The organism is Pseudoalteromonas sp. KS88 (assembly GCF_004766475.1).
GTDB lineage: Bacteria > Pseudomonadota > Gammaproteobacteria > Enterobacterales > Alteromonadaceae > Pseudoalteromonas.
In genome coordinates this window covers 376,327-391,591 of the sequence record NZ_PYHV01000007.1, presented here as the reverse complement: position 1 = coordinate 391,591, position 15,265 = coordinate 376,327, and the positions used below count along the sequence as shown (strand labels likewise).

Genomic DNA, 15,265 nt, shown 5'->3' with positions numbered 1-15,265 from the left:
TGGTTTGGGTATACAATATCTGCCTTTAAAATTAAGACGAATTGGCCATGACAGATTTAAAACGATTAAATAAATTTATAAGTGACACTGGTTTTTGCTCGCGACGTGAAGCTGATAAGTATATTGAAGACGGTCGTGTCACTGTTAACGGTCAACGCCCTGAAATGGGTGTAAAAGTTGCGGTCACTGATGATGTATTAGTTGACGGCAAACCACTTAAAAAAGTGCCTAAACGCGCGTACATTGCTTACAACAAACCCGTAGGCATTACCTGTACTACTGAGCGTAAAATTCAAAGTAATATTGTTAAAGCAGTTAATTACCCTGATCGAATCTTCCCAATTGGTCGTCTTGACCGCCCCTCTGAAGGGCTTATATTTTTAACCAACGAAGGGGACATCGTTAATAAAATTCTTCGCGCTGGTAATAACCACGAAAAAGAATACGTAGTCACTGTTGATAAACCGCTGAATCGCCAGTTTGTTAATAAGATGGCCGGGGGTATTCCCATTCTTGATACAGTCACTAAAAAATGCAAAGTAACGCAAACCGGCGCTAAAGAGTTTACTATTATTTTGACTCAAGGCTTGAACCGCCAAATACGTAGAATGTGCGAATACCTTGGCTACGAAGTAGTCACATTAAAGCGCACGCGTATTATGAACGTGACGCTAAAAGGGTTAAAAGTAGGGCAATGGCGTCATTTAACTGAACATGAAATGGCATTAATTAATGACTCAATTGCAGACTCTGGCAAAACAGAAGAACGCTCAATTGATGAAAATAAACACGGCGTAGCCGATGTTAAAAAACGCGACTTTCAAAAGCACGTTGAAAAAGCTAAGTCACAACAGCCAGCAATTGCCAATAAGTCCTTTAATAAACCTCGTGCAACTGCAAAACGCAGAACAGGCACACTCAGTTTAAAAAAGTAACGCGCTAAAATTTTGAAAAGGCCAAGTAATGTGAATTACTTGGCCTTTTTTGTTAGCTGTTCTTCGGCACCTCAATTCTAAACAGTACAGTATAAAGCACTGGCACAACGATTAAGGTGAGTATGGTAGCAAAGCCTAAACCAAACATGATGGTGACCGCCATTGACTGGAAGAACACATCGAACAACAGTGGGATCATGCCTAGTATTGTGGTGATAGCGGCCATAGCCACGGGGCGGACACGGCTAACACCAGAATCAAATACGGCTTGGTAGGGGTCTTTGCCTTCGCTGAGTTCGAGGTTTATTTGATCGACTAACACAATGCCATTTTTTATCAACATGCCGCTTAGGCTCAATAAGCCAAGCAGAGCCATAAAGCTAAATGCGGCATTCATTAATAATAAACCCGCGCTGACACCAATGATGGCCAATGGCACAGTGGCCCAGATCACGAGTGGCTTTTTAACAGAATTAAATAACAACACCGTCACTGCAAACATGGCAAGGTAACCTAGAGGCAGTGAGCCAAATATGGCTTTTTGTGCCTTTGTTGCTGACTCATATTCGCCGCCCCATTGCAGCTCATAGCCGTGAGGGAGTTTTATAGCTGCAATACCACCTCTTACGCGAGCAAACAACTTAGCAGGCGTTTCATCACCAATGACGTCGTGGTCTGCCATAACGGTGATGGTCCGCTTGCGGTCGCGGCGCATTATTAGGCTGTCTTCCCATTCAACAACAAAGTCATCCACCACTTGGGTAACGGGCACAAACACGCCAAGTACCGGGCTGTATATCTGTAAGTCGCGCAAGCTTTCAACATTCAAGCGCTCTTCTGCAGGGGAGCGTGCGATGATCGGTAATTGCTGAGTGCCATCTTTATACACGCCGACTTTTTTACCTGACAAACTGGTTAGTAATAACTGATCTAAGTCTGTTTTAGCAATACCTAAGCGCCGCGCTTTTTGCTCATTTAGTTGAGGGCGAATTAGTTTTGAGCGCTCGCGCCAATCATCACGAATATTAAACGCGCCAGCATCTTGGCTTAAAACTTCTTTCGCTTTTTTTGCAAGTTTTCGAAGCACGACTGGGTCTGCACCAGAGAAGCGTGCTTCTATTTTGGCGTCGGTCGATGGGCCAATTTCCATCCGCTTGATTTTAAGTTTGGCATCAAACACGTGGCTGTACTCATAGTCACGTACTTTGGCAATCATAGTGGAGACGGCTTCACGGTCTTTTACCCGAATAATTAATTGTCCATAGGCTGGGTATGATTTTTCAGGTGCATAGGTCAACATAAAGCGTGGCGCACCTTGGCCTATGGTTGAGGTAACTTCTTCGACCAGCTCATCTTTTTGTAAAAAGGCTTCAAGTTTTGCTACTCCATCCATTGTCGCATGAATATCAGCGCCTTGCGTGTGCCAATAATCTACGTAGAACATGGGCGTATTTGATGCAGGAAAGAATGCTTGTTTAATAAATTTAAAGCCAAATACCGAGCCTACCAGTAATACCACCATTAATAGCAAGGTCGTTTTACGAAAACGCATTGCATTGCCTAATAGGCTTTTATAAATATTAAATATGAAGCCTTGGTAAGGGTCTTCTTCGGTATTTTGGTTTTTAAACTCAGACTGTTTAAACATTAAATCAGCAAAAAATGGCGTTAGCGTTATAGCTGTTATCCAACTTAAAAGTAATGAAATAAGTAACACCCAGAATAAGCTGCCAGCAAATTCACCACTGGCGTCAGAGCTTAAACCAATAGGTGCAAAAGCAGTGATTGCAATGACTGTTGCGCCGAGTAAAGGCCATTTTGTTTGCTGCACAATATTAGCCGCGGCTTTAACTTTGGTTTGCCCACGCTTTAAGTTGATTAATATACCTTCGGTGACAACGATGGCGTTATCGACCAGCATACCCAATGCGATGATCAAGGCGCCAAGTGAAATGCGCTGTAAATCAATAGCGAACAGCTTCATAAAAATGAATGTACCCAACACGGTAAGCAATAATATTACGCCAATCAAAACGCCACTTTTAAGCCCCATAAACACCAGCAAAACAATAATAACGATGGCAACGGCTTCAACTAAGCTGATAATAAATCCGCTTACAGACTTTTCTACTTCAACGGGTTGGTTGTATACAGTATTAATCTCCATGCCATGTGGGCGTTGGTATTCTAGCGATGCTAAATGAGCTTGAATATTTTCGCCAACATCCACCACATTCACGCCAGTACTAAAAGAAACACCGACTAATAGAGCTTGTTGTTGGTTAAACCGCATTACATTATTGGGTACTTCGGCGTATTCGCGATATACCGTTGCTACATCACCTAAGTAAATAAGCTCACTTGCGCCAGGTTTTGAAATAAGTAGATTTTCAAGCTCAGACACATCCTTAAACTCGCCCGTAGGGTGAAGCCGAATTGATTCATCACCCACGCGTACTTTACCTGCATTAGAGACGGTGTTTTGAGATTGTAATAACTGGTAAATTCGATTTGGAGCAATCCCTAGTTGCGCAAGTTTACGGGTAGAAATTTCTACCATAACTTGTGCTTGTTGTTCTCCATTGACGGTTACTTTACTTACCCCTTCCACTAAGACTAGCTCACGCTTTAGGTAATCAACGTAATCTTTGAGCTCATCATAAGAGTAACCATCACCCGTGACTGCGTACATTACACCATATACATCACCAAAATCGTCCAGTACGGTGCTTGGGTATACACCGCTTGGCAAAGAGGATGCATTGTCACTAATTTTGCGGCGCAGTTCGTCCCAAATTTGACGTAAATCTTGTTTTCGATAAGTGCTTTTCATTTCAACGGAAATTTGCGATTTACCCGGTGATGAAATACTTGTTACGTAGTCAACGTAGGGTAATTGTTGAATAGCGTTTTCAATGGGAAAAGTGACTTCTTCTTCTACTTGCTGCGGTGATGCCCCCGGATAGAGTGTAATCACCATGGCTTTTTTCAGTGTAAACTCAGGGTCTTCTAACTGACCAAGGCCTAAGTAAGATACTGCACCACCGATCAATAAAAGCAGTGCAAACATCCAACTAACCACTTTGTGCTTGATAGCAACCTCTGCAAAGCTCATTTTATAGGCCTCGCTCTTTTTGCCATGGACGAACTTGCATGCCTTCTTTTAGATAATGCACACCAGCAGCTACCACGGTTTGACCTTGTTCAAGCCCAGAAAGTACTTCTATACCACTCTTATGCAATTGGCCCACTTTAACAGCATGCTTATTAACTTTGCCTGTTTGTTGATCATACACCCAAACATAACTGCTATTAGCTTGTTCTGTTGGCTCAGAAAAAACAGCCTCTACAGGTAATAAAATATAACTCGATTGTGAATGTGTAATTTTACTTAAATCAATGTCTACTCGGCCAGTCATTCCTGCAAGCAGGTTAAAATCTTTTGGCACTGGCAATGAAAACACCACTTTATATGTCAATGTGGCAGGGTCCGCTTGTGTATCAAATTCTTTGATTGTGAGGGTGTATGATTTATCAGGGTAGCCATCAAATACAACGGTTGGTTGGTAGTTCGCGTCTTTATCGATACGAGCGATAAGCTTCTCTGGTACTTGAATAACAACATCCATTAAATCGCGTGTTTCTAAGCGCAAGATGTTTTGTTTAGCTTGAATATTCTCGTAATTTTTAACAAATACTTTTGCAACGGTACCACTAAATGGCGCACGTAATTCACTGTTATCGAGATTAGTTTTAGCTATTTTTAATGCTGATTCAGCAACTTGTTTATTTGCTAATGCCTGATCAAGTTCTGATTGACTGGTGATGGATTTATCAAATAACTTTTTGACCCGCTGTAGCTGTGACTGAGCTAGCTCAAAACGAGCCTTGCGTTCATCATACTGGAGTTTAAAGTCCTCTGGATCAAGTTTTGCCAGCAGTTGCCCTTTTTCTACATGTTGACCTGCTAAGGCGGGAAATTCAAGTAATTCGCCATTTACCCGAAAGGCCAAATAAGAACCCTGATTAGCAACAACTTCAGCAGGGAAGCTACGTATTGTTTCATCCGAATTAACGCCAATAGCAAATAATTTCACTGGGCGAACAGGCTGCTCTATTGTCGTATTCTTGGCTGCTTCTTTACACGCAACTAAACTAAGCATGAGTGATGATAAAATCAAAACTGACAACAGTTTCATGGTCTTCTCCGTGGCTATGAAAACATAAATTAGATGCAGCATACGCCGCAAACATATAAAATAAAAATTATTAAATTTTAAAAAGATCATAAATAAAAATTATGGTTATTAACAAGGATACAAAATGAACCTTGTTCAGCTAAAAATGTTAGATGCGATTGTTTCAACGCAAAGCTTATCTAAAGCTGCAAATGAATTGCACAAAACGCAGCCCGCGCTAACGCTTGCTATAAAAAAACTAGAACAAGAGCTCGGTTTTGAGTTGCTCGATCGTACACAATACAGATTAACTCTCACTGAAAAAGGAAAGCTGTTTCACCGGGAAGCGGTCCAATTATTAATTGCTCAATCACATTTAAGTCAGTTAGCGAGTGAGCTTGCATTAGGAAATGAGTCAAATTTTAAAATCTGTTACGAACAGCTCTGTCATGCGCCGTTATATAACGATATTATCTGTGAAGCATTTACTGAGTTTCAAAGTACTGAGTTTAGCGTAAGCAGCGGTAAGCGATTTGCGTCTTTAGAGCAAGTGAATAAAGGTCTAGCTGATTTAGGAATAGGGCCTTGGTTTGACCTTTTTCATGCGACTGGTGATTTAGAAAGTCTACCCATCGGAAAGTTAGATATTGGCATTGTGTGTGCAAATGACTTAGTACCAAAACAAATTAACTACGAGCAGCTTCAGCACTATCCTTGCCTTGCAATGTTTGAAAGTGAAATGAGCTTTGACTCTGAGCGACTTTCTTATTCGAAAGGCTCAGCAATTATGAAAATTGACGACATTGCTACCTTAAAATCTTTTTTAGTCTCAGGGGCTGGTTGGGCAATGATCAGTATAGGTCACTGCCAAGCAGAGCTTGACGCAGGTTTATTACAGCAGGTTGAAGTGTTAGACAGAGAGCACATGTTTAGCGCTCAAATTCGCGTTTTTAGGCAGCATGCAACACATCATGGCCCTGTTGCTCGAGCAATATGGCAAGGTTTTAAACAAGCAAGTGAACAGTTTAAAAATGAAAGATAATCAGGCAACCAAAGAAGAAAAAATTTTTACTGTAATCGCAAACATTCCACCAGGTTGTGTTGCAAGTTATGGGCAGGTTGCAGCGATGGCTGGGCTTATTAATAATGCTCGTTTGGTCGGGCGGCTATTAAAACTAATGCCCAAAGATTCAACTATCCCTTGGCACCGCGTGATAAATAGCCAAGGGAAAATCTCTTTTGCAGAAGGTACAGCGCAATACATAAAACAATATCAGTTATTGCTCGCTGAAGGGGTTGTGTTTAAAAATGGCAAAGTCAATATGCGGATATATCAGTGGCAATAAATTAAGTCATTAATAAACGTATTGGCTGATTGCAATATAATGGCAAACACATCCTAACATCACAAATACATGCCAAATTGCGTGGCTGAATTGACGGTGTTTGGCACTGTAAAAAATGGTGCCTAAACTATAAAATAGCCCACCACTGAGTAACCACCACAGTGCATTGATATCCACTTTTAAATAGAGTGGGTATACAATAGCGACAGCAAACCATCCCATTAATAAGTAAGTGGTTAGTGACACTCTTTTATTTTGATTTTTTACAAATAATTTATAGCAAACCCCACCTAAAGCTAAAGACCAAATAAATACCAAAGTTAAAACCGAGACTAAACCAGACAAAGAAAGCACTAAAAATGGTGTGTAAGTGCCTGCAATTAAAATATAAATAGCACAATGGTCACATTTTTTATAAACAGCACGTGCACGCATAGATGAACTACCGTGGTAAAGGGTGGATGCTAAAAACAATAAAAAAAGGCTTGCACCGTACACCAGTGCGCTTGCACCTTGTACTACGTTTTCAGATTTTACTAGCAGCTGCCAAAGCACATAAATAGAAAAAATAACGCCAGCACCGTGCGTCACCACATTTAATTGCTCTTCTTTTTTTGAATAAGCAGGGATAACACTCATATCACACTCTAAAGGGGAAAATATAGTTTCAGTGTACAAGTGTACGCTGAAATTTTCAATACAAAATAAGAGACAACATTTTGGTTAATTTAACTAACTGTGATGGTTAAAAAAACCATACCCTGAATCTTCACTGAAAGTGTATTTAGTTATATCTATATATATCAGTGAGTTAATTTTTATTTTTCAGTTGGCACAACCTTTGATTAAGTAATAGCGACTAACTTAATAACTCAATAAGGAATACCATTATGAAAAGCTTAATGAAACTATCTGTTGCGGCACTATTGGTTGTTGGCTCTACACAAGTAAGTGCAAATGATGGTCAATTAGACCTTACACAGACACTATCAAATAATATTGCTTCATATATAGAAAAAACCAGTAATGAATTGCAAAAAAACTTAAAGCAATCATTATTAGTTGATTCACAAAATATGTTAAATAACCTGATCTCAGAGCAGGCAGATAATGTAACTAATGTGGCTAAAACCAATACTAAAGAGCAAGTTGTTTCAGTTGAAACAGCAAAAGTAGAGGGTTAATCAGATGAGCAGTGAACTAGGATTATTTGTTTTAATGTTAGCACCTGTTCTTAGCTTATTAAGTGCTTACGCTTCATTTGAACTGTTAAGAAATATCGCTCAATGGTTAAATGTAGGCTGATAGATTAAAACAATTTTTGATGTTGATCTTATACACTGCAATGCACGTAAAGTAATGCATAGTTGAATTAATGTAGTAGGGCAATATGATACGTGCAATCTTCCCATTACCTGTGTTTATTTTACCTGGTGGGTATACGCGACTTAGGATATTTGAAGCGCGCTATTTGGATATGGTTAAAGAGGCGCTAAAAAATGATGCCCAATTTGTTCTTTGTGATTATGATTCGCATACATTCAGTAATGTTCCTGAAACAGGCTGCCTTGTAAAAATAGTCGATTTTGATCAGGACGATCAAGGCAATTTGCTGATTGATATCCGCGCTCAGTCAGTTGTTACAATTAGTAATGTTACTTTCAGTAAAAATAAATTGCGCTATGGCGAAACTGCACCATTACAGGGGCCAGGCTGGCTTAGTGATCCTCGACCATTGAATTCTGACGATCAAATCCTTAGAGAATCACTTGAAAAATTGTTTACAGAAAACCATGAACTCGCTTCACTTTATAAGTCCACGTGCTTTGATGAACTTCCATGGGTTATAGCTCGTTGGCTTGAACTAATTCCAATATCTCATAATAAAAAACAACAGCTTGCGTTCAATTCAGGCTTTGCGAATATTCAAAATTTCCTCCATACTGTAATTAATAACGAATTTACCTAAAAATGTGATCTTATTATTTATCTCTACGTATTGGATAGAAGTGAATATTAAGGGGAACTAACAATGGTAAGTCAACAACCTTCTACGCGTTGTAAACCTAAAACAGGTAACTTCACTGCCATGGCGGATACACCGAGCAAAGAACTTGCAGATTCATTATTTGCAGTTGCATCAAGCAGAGACAAAAAAGCATTTGCTTATTTGTTTTCTTACTTCTCTCCAAAGATAAAGCGCTTTGGCATAAAACAGTTTAATTCTGAGGCTCAAGCAATGGAGCTTGTGCAAGAAACGTTAACCTCAGTTTGGCGAAAAGCGCACTTATATAACAATGACAAAGGCGCTGCTACGACTTGGGTTTACACAGTCATGCGAAATGCATCATTTGATATGCTTAGAAAAATGAAAAGCACAAAGGAAGATTGCATAAGTGAAGATATTTGGCCATTGATTGAACAAAGCGAGACTGAAAACTATGAGTTCAGTGACCACTTAGAAGATAAACAGATTAAGAACTACCTCGAAAAACTACCCCAAGCTCAACGAGATGTTGTCCGTGGCGTGTATTTTCAAGATATGTCGCAAGAGCAACTGGCAGACCAATTAGGCATACCAGTTGGTACAGTAAAATCCAGACTTCGTTTAGCGCTACAAAAACTTCGCAACGAGATGGGAGAAAGTCATGATTAAACACCATCCAACAGATGAAATTTTATCTCAATTTGTTTCAGCAGATTTGCCCGCAAGTCTCAGCGTAGCAGTTGCCATTCACGTTGACATGTGTCCGTGTTGTAAAAGCAAAGTAGCTGCAATTGAGGCTAAAAATGCTGAACAAGTTTTTGCTGAGGAGTCTATCAATGACTTTTTAGTTGAAGATGAGCTCGAAGGGATCTCAGACTTACTTGATGCCATTACAATGGACGAGTCAGTTGATGACATGTACGAGGTTGAACCTCAATTGATTAGTATAAACGAGCAAGATTATCAATTACCTCGTAGCTTATCGCGTATTCCTCATAGTAAGTTTATGCAAATGGGTAAGTTATCTCGTTCTCGTGTTGCTATAGATGACGGCCCATTACGTTCAAGCTTGCTACATATTGCGGCAGACGGAGAGATACCTGAACACACACACACAGGGTTTGAGTTAACACTGTTGCTTGATGGTGAATTTAGCGATGAAACTGGAAAGTATGTACCAGGTGATTTTATGATGCTCGATGGTCGTCACAACCATACGCCAATTACGAAAGAAGGATGTTTGTGCTTTACTGTTGTAAGTAGTGCTCTACACTTTAATAAAGGATTAAGTAAGTTACTAAATCCAATAGGCAATTTTATATACTAGGATAGGTATGCAAGAACAGGTTATAAAGCTAGGCATTAGTGCATGCCTAGCAGGTGAAAAAGTACGTTTTGACACAGGCCACAAAAGATCAAACTTTTGCATGGACGAACTTGGGAAGTACGTAGAATATCAACGTTTTTGCCCAGAGGTCGCAGTAGGTTTACCGATACCTAGGCCTACTATCAGACAAGTCAGAGTGGGTGACACCATTAAAGTTTGTAGACCTGATGGTACAGGTGATGTAGGTCCTAAGCTTACTGAGTATGGAAAAAAAATCGCTATGGAGCAGGCGTCTACTTTAAGCGGTTTCATTTTTTGCGCTAAAAGCCCAAGTTGTGGAATGGAGCGTATTAAAATTTATAACGAAGCGGGTACAGGTAATACTTCTGAGGGAGTTGGTTTTTTTGCAGAGCAAATAATGGCTCATAACCCTTTATTACCATGTGAGGAAAATGGCCGTTTAAATGATATGCATTTGCGCGAAAATTTTGTTATGCGCATTTATACGTTTAAAAATTGGCAGCTACTTACAGAGCAGCCAATTACTGTGCACCGTTTGACGCAGTTTCATGCAAAATACAAATATTTATTAATGGCGCATAATTATCAGGCTTATAAAGACCTAGGCAATCTACTAGGGACATACGACGGTGATGATTATGAAGCACTTGCAGATAAATACATTTTGGGTTTGATGACTGCGCTTAAGAAGCCTGCGTCACGCAAAAATAACAGCAATACCTTGATGCATTTACAGGGCTATTTTAAAAAAGTGCTTTCAAAGGTAGAAAAGAAAGAATTACGTGATGCCATTGATGAATACAGAGAAGGCATTGTCCCACTTTATGTACCCTTAACCTTGGTTAAACATCACCTAAAAGTTCATCCTAATGAATATTTAGAACTGCAAGTTTATTTTAACCCCTATCCTAATGATCTAAAATTACGTTTCGGAATTTAATGGACACAATTTTTTGGTTTAGGCGCGATTTGCGCCTTTTTAATAATTTTGCACTATACGATGCAATCGAAGCAGGCTGTAAAAATGCCCTTTTTTTCGTTACGCCAGGTCAATGGGAGCAGCATAAGGTTGCGCCAATACAAATTGATTTACTAAAAAGGCGTGTAACATTTTTAGGTAAGTTATTAAGCGAACATGGTATTACACTTCATGTCATCGAAAGTACTAATTACACGTCTTGCATAAAGGATCTGTCAGATTTTTTATCATCAAATAACGTAAAGCACATTTACGCTAATGCAGAATACGAAATAAATGAGCACAATCGTGACAGACAGTTTATTTGTGAGGCGGATAAGCTAGATGTGTCTGTTCATATGTATGATGGTGATTTGATAGCCCCTCCTGGTTCTGTTACCACAAAAAATGGAGAGATGTATAAGGTGTTCACACCATTCAAAAACGAATGGTTAAAACAGCATCATGACACCCATTTTTATTTTAAAGAAATGCCTAACACGTTTTCTGCGGTTCAATTCCAAGATAACGATTTGCTTAAAGGTGACGGTAGCTCACATAAGTGGCCAGTTGATGATGAGGCCTTAAGTCAGGTTATCCATCGTTTTATTGATGAGAAACTTACGAACTATAAAGAAACACGTGATTTTCCTGCAATAAAAGGCACATCCGGTTTGAGTCCATACCTAGCACTGGGTATTGTCAGTACCCATCAGCTTATTGCCCTTGTGCAACAACGTCATGTTGATGTGCTATCCAGTGCAAAAAGTAATTTATTTACATGGGTTAATGAATTAGTTTGGCGTGAGTTTTATCGCCACTTATTAGTCGCTTTCCCGTCGTTAAATAAATATAAAAACTTTAACGAAAAGTACGACGCGGTTAAGTGGCGTACGAGTGAGGCTGAATTTCAGTCTTGGTGTGAAGGTAAAACAGGCTATCCATTAGTGGACGCGGCGATGCGCCAACTGAACGAGACGGGTTGGATGCATAACCGATTGCGAATGGTTGTGGCAAGCTTCCTAACAAAACACTTATTGATTGATTGGCGCAAAGGTGAGCGTTACTTTATGCAGCACCTTATCGATGGTGATTTAGCATCTAACAATGGCGGCTGGCAATGGGCTGCAAGTACAGGATGTGATGCTCAGCCTTATTTCAGAATTTTTAACCCGATAACGCAAAGTGAGCGATTTGATCCGAAAGGCGAATTTATCCGTAAGTATATACCAGAGCTTGAAAATGTTCCTGATAAGCAAGTTCATTTTCCGCATAAATATTTAGCGAGTATTGGCCGAGAAGCCGATTACTGGCCGGCGATAGTGGATCATAAAGCAGCAAGAGAAAGAGCACTAGCCGCGTTTAAGGTATAACGAAGGAATAAAATGAGTACGCAAAGAGTTGAATCATTCGTTAATATATATCAACAGCTGAATAAGCATAATCTTCACCTTTTAAGTGATATATATGCGCCTAATATTCACTTTTCAGATCCTCTTCATGAGGTTACTGGTCTTGATGATTTACACAATTACTTCTCAGATTTATATAGTAATGTTCTAGAGTGTGGTTTTGACATAACGAGTCACCATTGCTCTGGGGATGATGCGTTTGTCTATTGGATAATGAAATACAGACATCCAAAGCTAGCAAATGGCAAAGAGATTAGCGTCAATGGACATAGTCACCTTGTGTTTGATGGCGATAAAATAGTTAAGCATCAGGATTACTTTGACGTAGGAGCACTTTTGTATCGTAACATTCCTTTGGTTGGTGCTGTTATTAAACTTATAGACAAAAGGGCAACGCAGTCATGATAACGTTAATTACAGGCGCCACATCTGGGATTGGTGAGGAGTTAGCCAAGCAGTATGCAGCGCAAGGCGATACTGTTATTGCGTGTGGTCGTAATACCGATAAGCTGGCAGAGCTTGCGACACATCAAAATATCGAGCCATGCAAATTTGATGCGACTGATTTACAAGACATTAAGAGTGCGACAATAGCTTATACCCAATTTGACCGTGTAATTTTAAACGCGGGTAATTGCGAGTATATAAATGATGCGCGTAATTTTGATAGCAGTTTATTTACTCGTGTCATAAACACAAACCTTTTGTCTGTCGGGTATTGTTTAGAAGCGTTACTGCCAAAAGTAAAACTGGGTGGTCAACTTGTGCTTGTCAGCTCAAGTGTGACTTATTTACCTTTGCCTCGTTCAGAGGCCTATGGCGCTTCTAAAGCGGGTGTGAGTTATTTAGCTAAAAGTTTAGCTGTCGATTTGAATGATGTCGATGTCACTTTGGTCCATCCTGGATTTGTTAAAACGCCACTGACAGACAAAAACGATTTCCCTATGCCGATGGCTGTTTCTGCAGAAAAAGCAGCTGATTACATTATATCTGGTGTTAAAAAGCGTCGCAAAGAGGTTCACTTTCCCTACCGATTTACACTTATTTTAAAATGCATGCGCATTTTGCCATTACCATTATGGCTTAAATTAGCAAAAGGATTATCTCGTTGAAAAAAATTGCAATTATTGGCTCTGGTATTTCAGGCTTAAGCTGTGCTCATCTACTACACAAACAATACGATGTTACGGTATTTGAAAAGAACGACTATATTGGTGGTCATACTGCAACTGTTGATGTTGATATTGAAGGGACTAATTATGCTATCGATACGGGCTTCATTGTATTTAATGATAGAACCTACCCGTATTTTGAAAAGTTACTCAGTCGAATTGGCATCAGCCGCAAACCTACCCAAATGAGCTTCAGTGTTCACAATGAACAAACAGGCTTTGAATATAACGGACATACATTTACAAGCTTATTTGCTCAAAAGCGAAACATTTTTCGTCCTCGCTTTTACAAATTATTAGCTGATATTGTCCGTTTTAATAAATTATGTAAATCACTACACAGTAAAAATGTATACGAGAAAAAAACGCTGGGACAGCTTTTAGATGAGCATAGTTTTAATGACTTCTTTCGCTACCACTACATACTCCCTATGGGCGCCGCCATTTGGTCTACCAGCATAAAAGAAATGAGTAATGTTGGGGTTGAATTTTTTGTCAAATTCTTCTTTAACCACGGTTTATTAGATATCACTAACAGACCCCAATGGTATGTAATCCCAGGCGGTTCAAGAGAATATATTGCGCCTCTTATTAATGGTTTTGAACAGAAGATAAAACTTAATAGTGATATCGCTGAAGTTGAGCGCCTTGATGATAAAATTATTATCCATTTAAAAAATGGTGAGCAACAGCAGTTTGATAAGGTCGTCTTTGCATGTCATTCTGATCAGGCTTTAGGGTTATTATCATCCCCTAGTATCGATGAGAAGAAGGTGCTTGGCGCTATTCCTTATTCTGAAAATTCAGTGATTTTACACACTGACACATCAATCTTACCCAAGCGAAAAGCAGCGTGGGCGAGCTGGAATTATTTATTGAACGACAGCACAGATAAAGCCGCTGTAGTCACTTACCAAATGAACATTCTTCAGGGTATTCAAAGCGATACGCAATTTTGTGTAACTTTGAACCACAAGCAAGGTATTGATAAAAGTAAAATACTACGTGAATTTACTTATCACCACCCAGTCTTTAATGAAGCCTCAATTGATGCTCAACAACAAAAGCACAGTATAGATGGTGAAAATAACACTTATTTTTGTGGGGCTTATTGGTATAACGGTTTCCATGAAGATGGGGTTAGAAGTGCAGTCGATGTAGCTCGCCAATTAGGTGTTGAATTTGAATAGTGCTGTTTTTACAGGCGATGTGCGTCACCGCAGGTTTGCTGTTAAATCTCATGAGTTTAAGTACCCGCTCTACATGATGTGGGTTGATTTATCACAACCATCATTGCTTAATGGTATTCACCCACAACTGGGCACATCAGGATTTAAAGCATTAAAATTTAAGCAGTCTGACTATTTGAAAGATGGCACAGAAGAGCTTAATGGAGAAATAGTCAAACGTGCACTAAATAAAATTAATGAATTAGGTGTAAACGATGAGTTTGCAAATGTGTACATGCTTGGCCAGCTTCGTTGTTTAGGTATTTATTTTAGTCCGGTTAATTTCTTTTTGTATGAAAAATCGGATGGCCAGTTAAGCTATATGGTTGCTGAAGTAAGTAATACGCCGTGGAACGAACGGCACTACTACTTAGTAGAACTTGAAAAGAAAGTGAACTTTAAGAAAGTTTTTTCCGTATCACCTTTTATGAATTTAGATATGGATTACCACTGGGCAACGCGTATTAATGATGACAGTGTTTTAATCCACATTGAGAATAAAAAAGACAATAATGTGTTGTTTGATGCAACACTTAGGCTAAAACGGCAATCGTTAACTAAACAAAACGTATCTGCTATTTTTAAACAGTTCCCTGCAATGACTTGGACTATTTTTAGAGGTATTTATGTTCATGCATTTAAGTTGTTTTGTAAACGAGTGCCATTTATCGGTCATTCAGGAAGCGGCAGTTAAGTCTGC

General features: G+C 39.4%; 16 protein-coding genes. 13 read left to right on the top strand and 3 right to left on the bottom strand.

Annotated elements, in window-relative coordinates; genetic code table 11:
• The first annotated feature begins 47 nt into the window (after positions 1–47).
• Positions 48–935, top strand: a complete 888-nt coding sequence (gene rluF, locus C7Y70_RS05190) for a 23S rRNA pseudouridine(2604) synthase RluF (protein ID WP_135473630.1) — start codon at positions 48–50, stop codon at positions 933–935.
• Between the two features lie 52 nt (positions 936–987).
• On the opposite strand, the gene C7Y70_RS05185 is transcribed toward rluF, so the two are convergent.
• Entirely contained in the window at positions 988–4,050 is a 3,063-nt protein-coding gene (locus C7Y70_RS05185) for an efflux RND transporter permease subunit (RefSeq protein ID WP_135473629.1), read from the bottom strand.
• A gap of 1 nt (position 4,051) precedes the next feature.
• Complete coding sequence (locus tag C7Y70_RS05180) at positions 4,052–5,134, bottom strand: efflux RND transporter periplasmic adaptor subunit (RefSeq protein WP_135473628.1); 1,083 nt, start codon at positions 5,132–5,134, stop codon at positions 4,052–4,054.
• Positions 5,135–5,258: 124 nt separating this feature from the next.
• Between C7Y70_RS05180 and C7Y70_RS05175 the strand changes: the two genes are divergently transcribed.
• Together C7Y70_RS05175 and C7Y70_RS05170 are read left to right on the top strand one after the other, a co-directional pair.
• Positions 5,259–6,155 carry a LysR family transcriptional regulator gene (locus tag C7Y70_RS05175; RefSeq protein WP_135473627.1) on the top strand — a complete coding sequence of 299 codons (897 nt, stop codon included), beginning with the start codon at positions 5,259–5,261 and terminating at the stop codon, positions 6,153–6,155.
• Entirely contained in the window at positions 6,145–6,459 is a 315-nt protein-coding gene (locus C7Y70_RS05170; RefSeq protein WP_135473626.1) for an MGMT family protein, read from the top strand. Before C7Y70_RS05175 ends, C7Y70_RS05170 begins: the two co-directional genes overlap by 11 nt.
• A 9-nt stretch (positions 6,460–6,468) precedes the next feature.
• Here C7Y70_RS05170 and C7Y70_RS05165 read toward each other — a convergent pair whose 3' ends face one another.
• Positions 6,469–7,098: a hemolysin III family protein gene (locus tag C7Y70_RS05165; protein WP_135473625.1), complete on the bottom strand. Its 630-nt coding sequence runs from the start codon at positions 7,096–7,098 to the stop codon at positions 6,469–6,471.
• 251 nt (positions 7,099–7,349) lie between these two features.
• Between C7Y70_RS05165 and C7Y70_RS05160 the strand changes: the two genes are divergently transcribed.
• The 10 genes from C7Y70_RS05160 (at position 7,350) to C7Y70_RS05115 (ending at position 15,259) form a co-directional block, all read left to right on the top strand.
• Complete coding sequence (locus C7Y70_RS05160; protein ID WP_099293478.1) at positions 7,350–7,643, top strand: hypothetical protein; 294 nt, start codon at positions 7,350–7,352, stop codon at positions 7,641–7,643.
• Positions 7,644–7,849: 206 nt separating this feature from the next.
• Positions 7,850–8,428 (top strand): LON peptidase substrate-binding domain-containing protein, encoded by a 579-nt coding sequence (locus tag C7Y70_RS05155; protein ID WP_099293476.1) that lies wholly within the window; start codon positions 7,850–7,852, stop codon positions 8,426–8,428.
• A gap of 63 nt (positions 8,429–8,491) precedes the next feature.
• Entirely contained in the window at positions 8,492–9,115 is a 624-nt protein-coding gene (locus C7Y70_RS05150) for a sigma-70 family RNA polymerase sigma factor (RefSeq protein WP_099293474.1), read from the top strand.
• Positions 9,108–9,773 (top strand): ChrR family anti-sigma-E factor, encoded by a 666-nt coding sequence (locus C7Y70_RS05145; RefSeq protein WP_099293472.1) that lies wholly within the window; start codon positions 9,108–9,110, stop codon positions 9,771–9,773. The genes C7Y70_RS05150 and C7Y70_RS05145 overlap by 8 nt, the downstream gene beginning before the upstream one ends.
• Before the next feature lie 7 nt (positions 9,774–9,780).
• On the top strand, positions 9,781–10,734 hold the full coding sequence (locus C7Y70_RS05140; protein WP_135473624.1) for a DUF523 and DUF1722 domain-containing protein: 954 nt from the start codon (positions 9,781–9,783) through the stop codon (positions 10,732–10,734).
• On the top strand, positions 10,734–12,125 hold the full coding sequence (gene phrB, locus C7Y70_RS05135) for a deoxyribodipyrimidine photo-lyase (RefSeq protein WP_135473623.1): 1,392 nt from the start codon (positions 10,734–10,736) through the stop codon (positions 12,123–12,125). The genes C7Y70_RS05140 and phrB overlap by 1 nt, the downstream gene beginning before the upstream one ends.
• Positions 12,126–12,137: 12 nt before the next feature.
• Entirely contained in the window at positions 12,138–12,569 is a 432-nt protein-coding gene (locus C7Y70_RS05130; protein ID WP_135473622.1) for a nuclear transport factor 2 family protein, read from the top strand.
• Entirely contained in the window at positions 12,566–13,276 is a 711-nt protein-coding gene (locus C7Y70_RS05125) for an SDR family NAD(P)-dependent oxidoreductase (RefSeq protein ID WP_135473621.1), read from the top strand. The genes C7Y70_RS05130 and C7Y70_RS05125 overlap by 4 nt, the downstream gene beginning before the upstream one ends.
• Positions 13,273–14,526 (top strand): FAD-dependent oxidoreductase, encoded by a 1,254-nt coding sequence (locus tag C7Y70_RS05120; protein ID WP_135473620.1) that lies wholly within the window; start codon positions 13,273–13,275, stop codon positions 14,524–14,526. Before C7Y70_RS05125 ends, C7Y70_RS05120 begins: the two co-directional genes overlap by 4 nt.
• Complete coding sequence (locus tag C7Y70_RS05115; protein WP_135473619.1) at positions 14,519–15,259, top strand: DUF1365 domain-containing protein; 741 nt, start codon at positions 14,519–14,521, stop codon at positions 15,257–15,259. Before C7Y70_RS05120 ends, C7Y70_RS05115 begins: the two co-directional genes overlap by 8 nt.
• The last annotated feature ends 6 nt before the right edge of the window (positions 15,260–15,265 follow it).

Excerpts from the sequence above, each read along its gene's own strand:
- C7Y70_RS05145 (WP_099293472.1), top strand. The coding sequence starts at position 9,108 with ATGATTAAACACCATCCAACAGATGAAATTTTATCTCAATTTGTTTCA.
- C7Y70_RS05185 (WP_135473629.1), bottom strand. The coding sequence starts at position 4,050 with ATGAGCTTTGCAGAGGTTGCTATCAAGCACAAAGTGGTTAGTTGGATG.
- C7Y70_RS05155 (WP_099293476.1), top strand. The coding sequence starts at position 7,850 with ATGATACGTGCAATCTTCCCATTACCTGTGTTTATTTTACCTGGTGGG.
- C7Y70_RS05130 (WP_135473622.1), top strand. The coding sequence starts at position 12,138 with ATGAGTACGCAAAGAGTTGAATCATTCGTTAATATATATCAACAGCTG.
- C7Y70_RS05170 (WP_135473626.1), top strand. The coding sequence starts at position 6,145 with ATGAAAGATAATCAGGCAACCAAAGAAGAAAAAATTTTTACTGTAATC.
- C7Y70_RS05125 (WP_135473621.1), top strand. The coding sequence starts at position 12,566 with ATGATAACGTTAATTACAGGCGCCACATCTGGGATTGGTGAGGAGTTA.
- rluF (WP_135473630.1), top strand. The coding sequence starts at position 48 with ATGACAGATTTAAAACGATTAAATAAATTTATAAGTGACACTGGTTTT.
- phrB (WP_135473623.1), top strand. The coding sequence starts at position 10,734 with ATGGACACAATTTTTTGGTTTAGGCGCGATTTGCGCCTTTTTAATAAT.
- C7Y70_RS05165 (WP_135473625.1), bottom strand. The coding sequence starts at position 7,098 with ATGAGTGTTATCCCTGCTTATTCAAAAAAAGAAGAGCAATTAAATGTG.
- C7Y70_RS05150 (WP_099293474.1), top strand. The coding sequence starts at position 8,492 with ATGGTAAGTCAACAACCTTCTACGCGTTGTAAACCTAAAACAGGTAAC.
- C7Y70_RS05160 (WP_099293478.1), top strand. The coding sequence starts at position 7,350 with ATGAAAAGCTTAATGAAACTATCTGTTGCGGCACTATTGGTTGTTGGC.
- C7Y70_RS05140 (WP_135473624.1), top strand. The coding sequence starts at position 9,781 with ATGCAAGAACAGGTTATAAAGCTAGGCATTAGTGCATGCCTAGCAGGT.
- C7Y70_RS05175 (WP_135473627.1), top strand. The coding sequence starts at position 5,259 with ATGAACCTTGTTCAGCTAAAAATGTTAGATGCGATTGTTTCAACGCAA.
- C7Y70_RS05180 (WP_135473628.1), bottom strand. The coding sequence starts at position 5,134 with ATGAAACTGTTGTCAGTTTTGATTTTATCATCACTCATGCTTAGTTTA.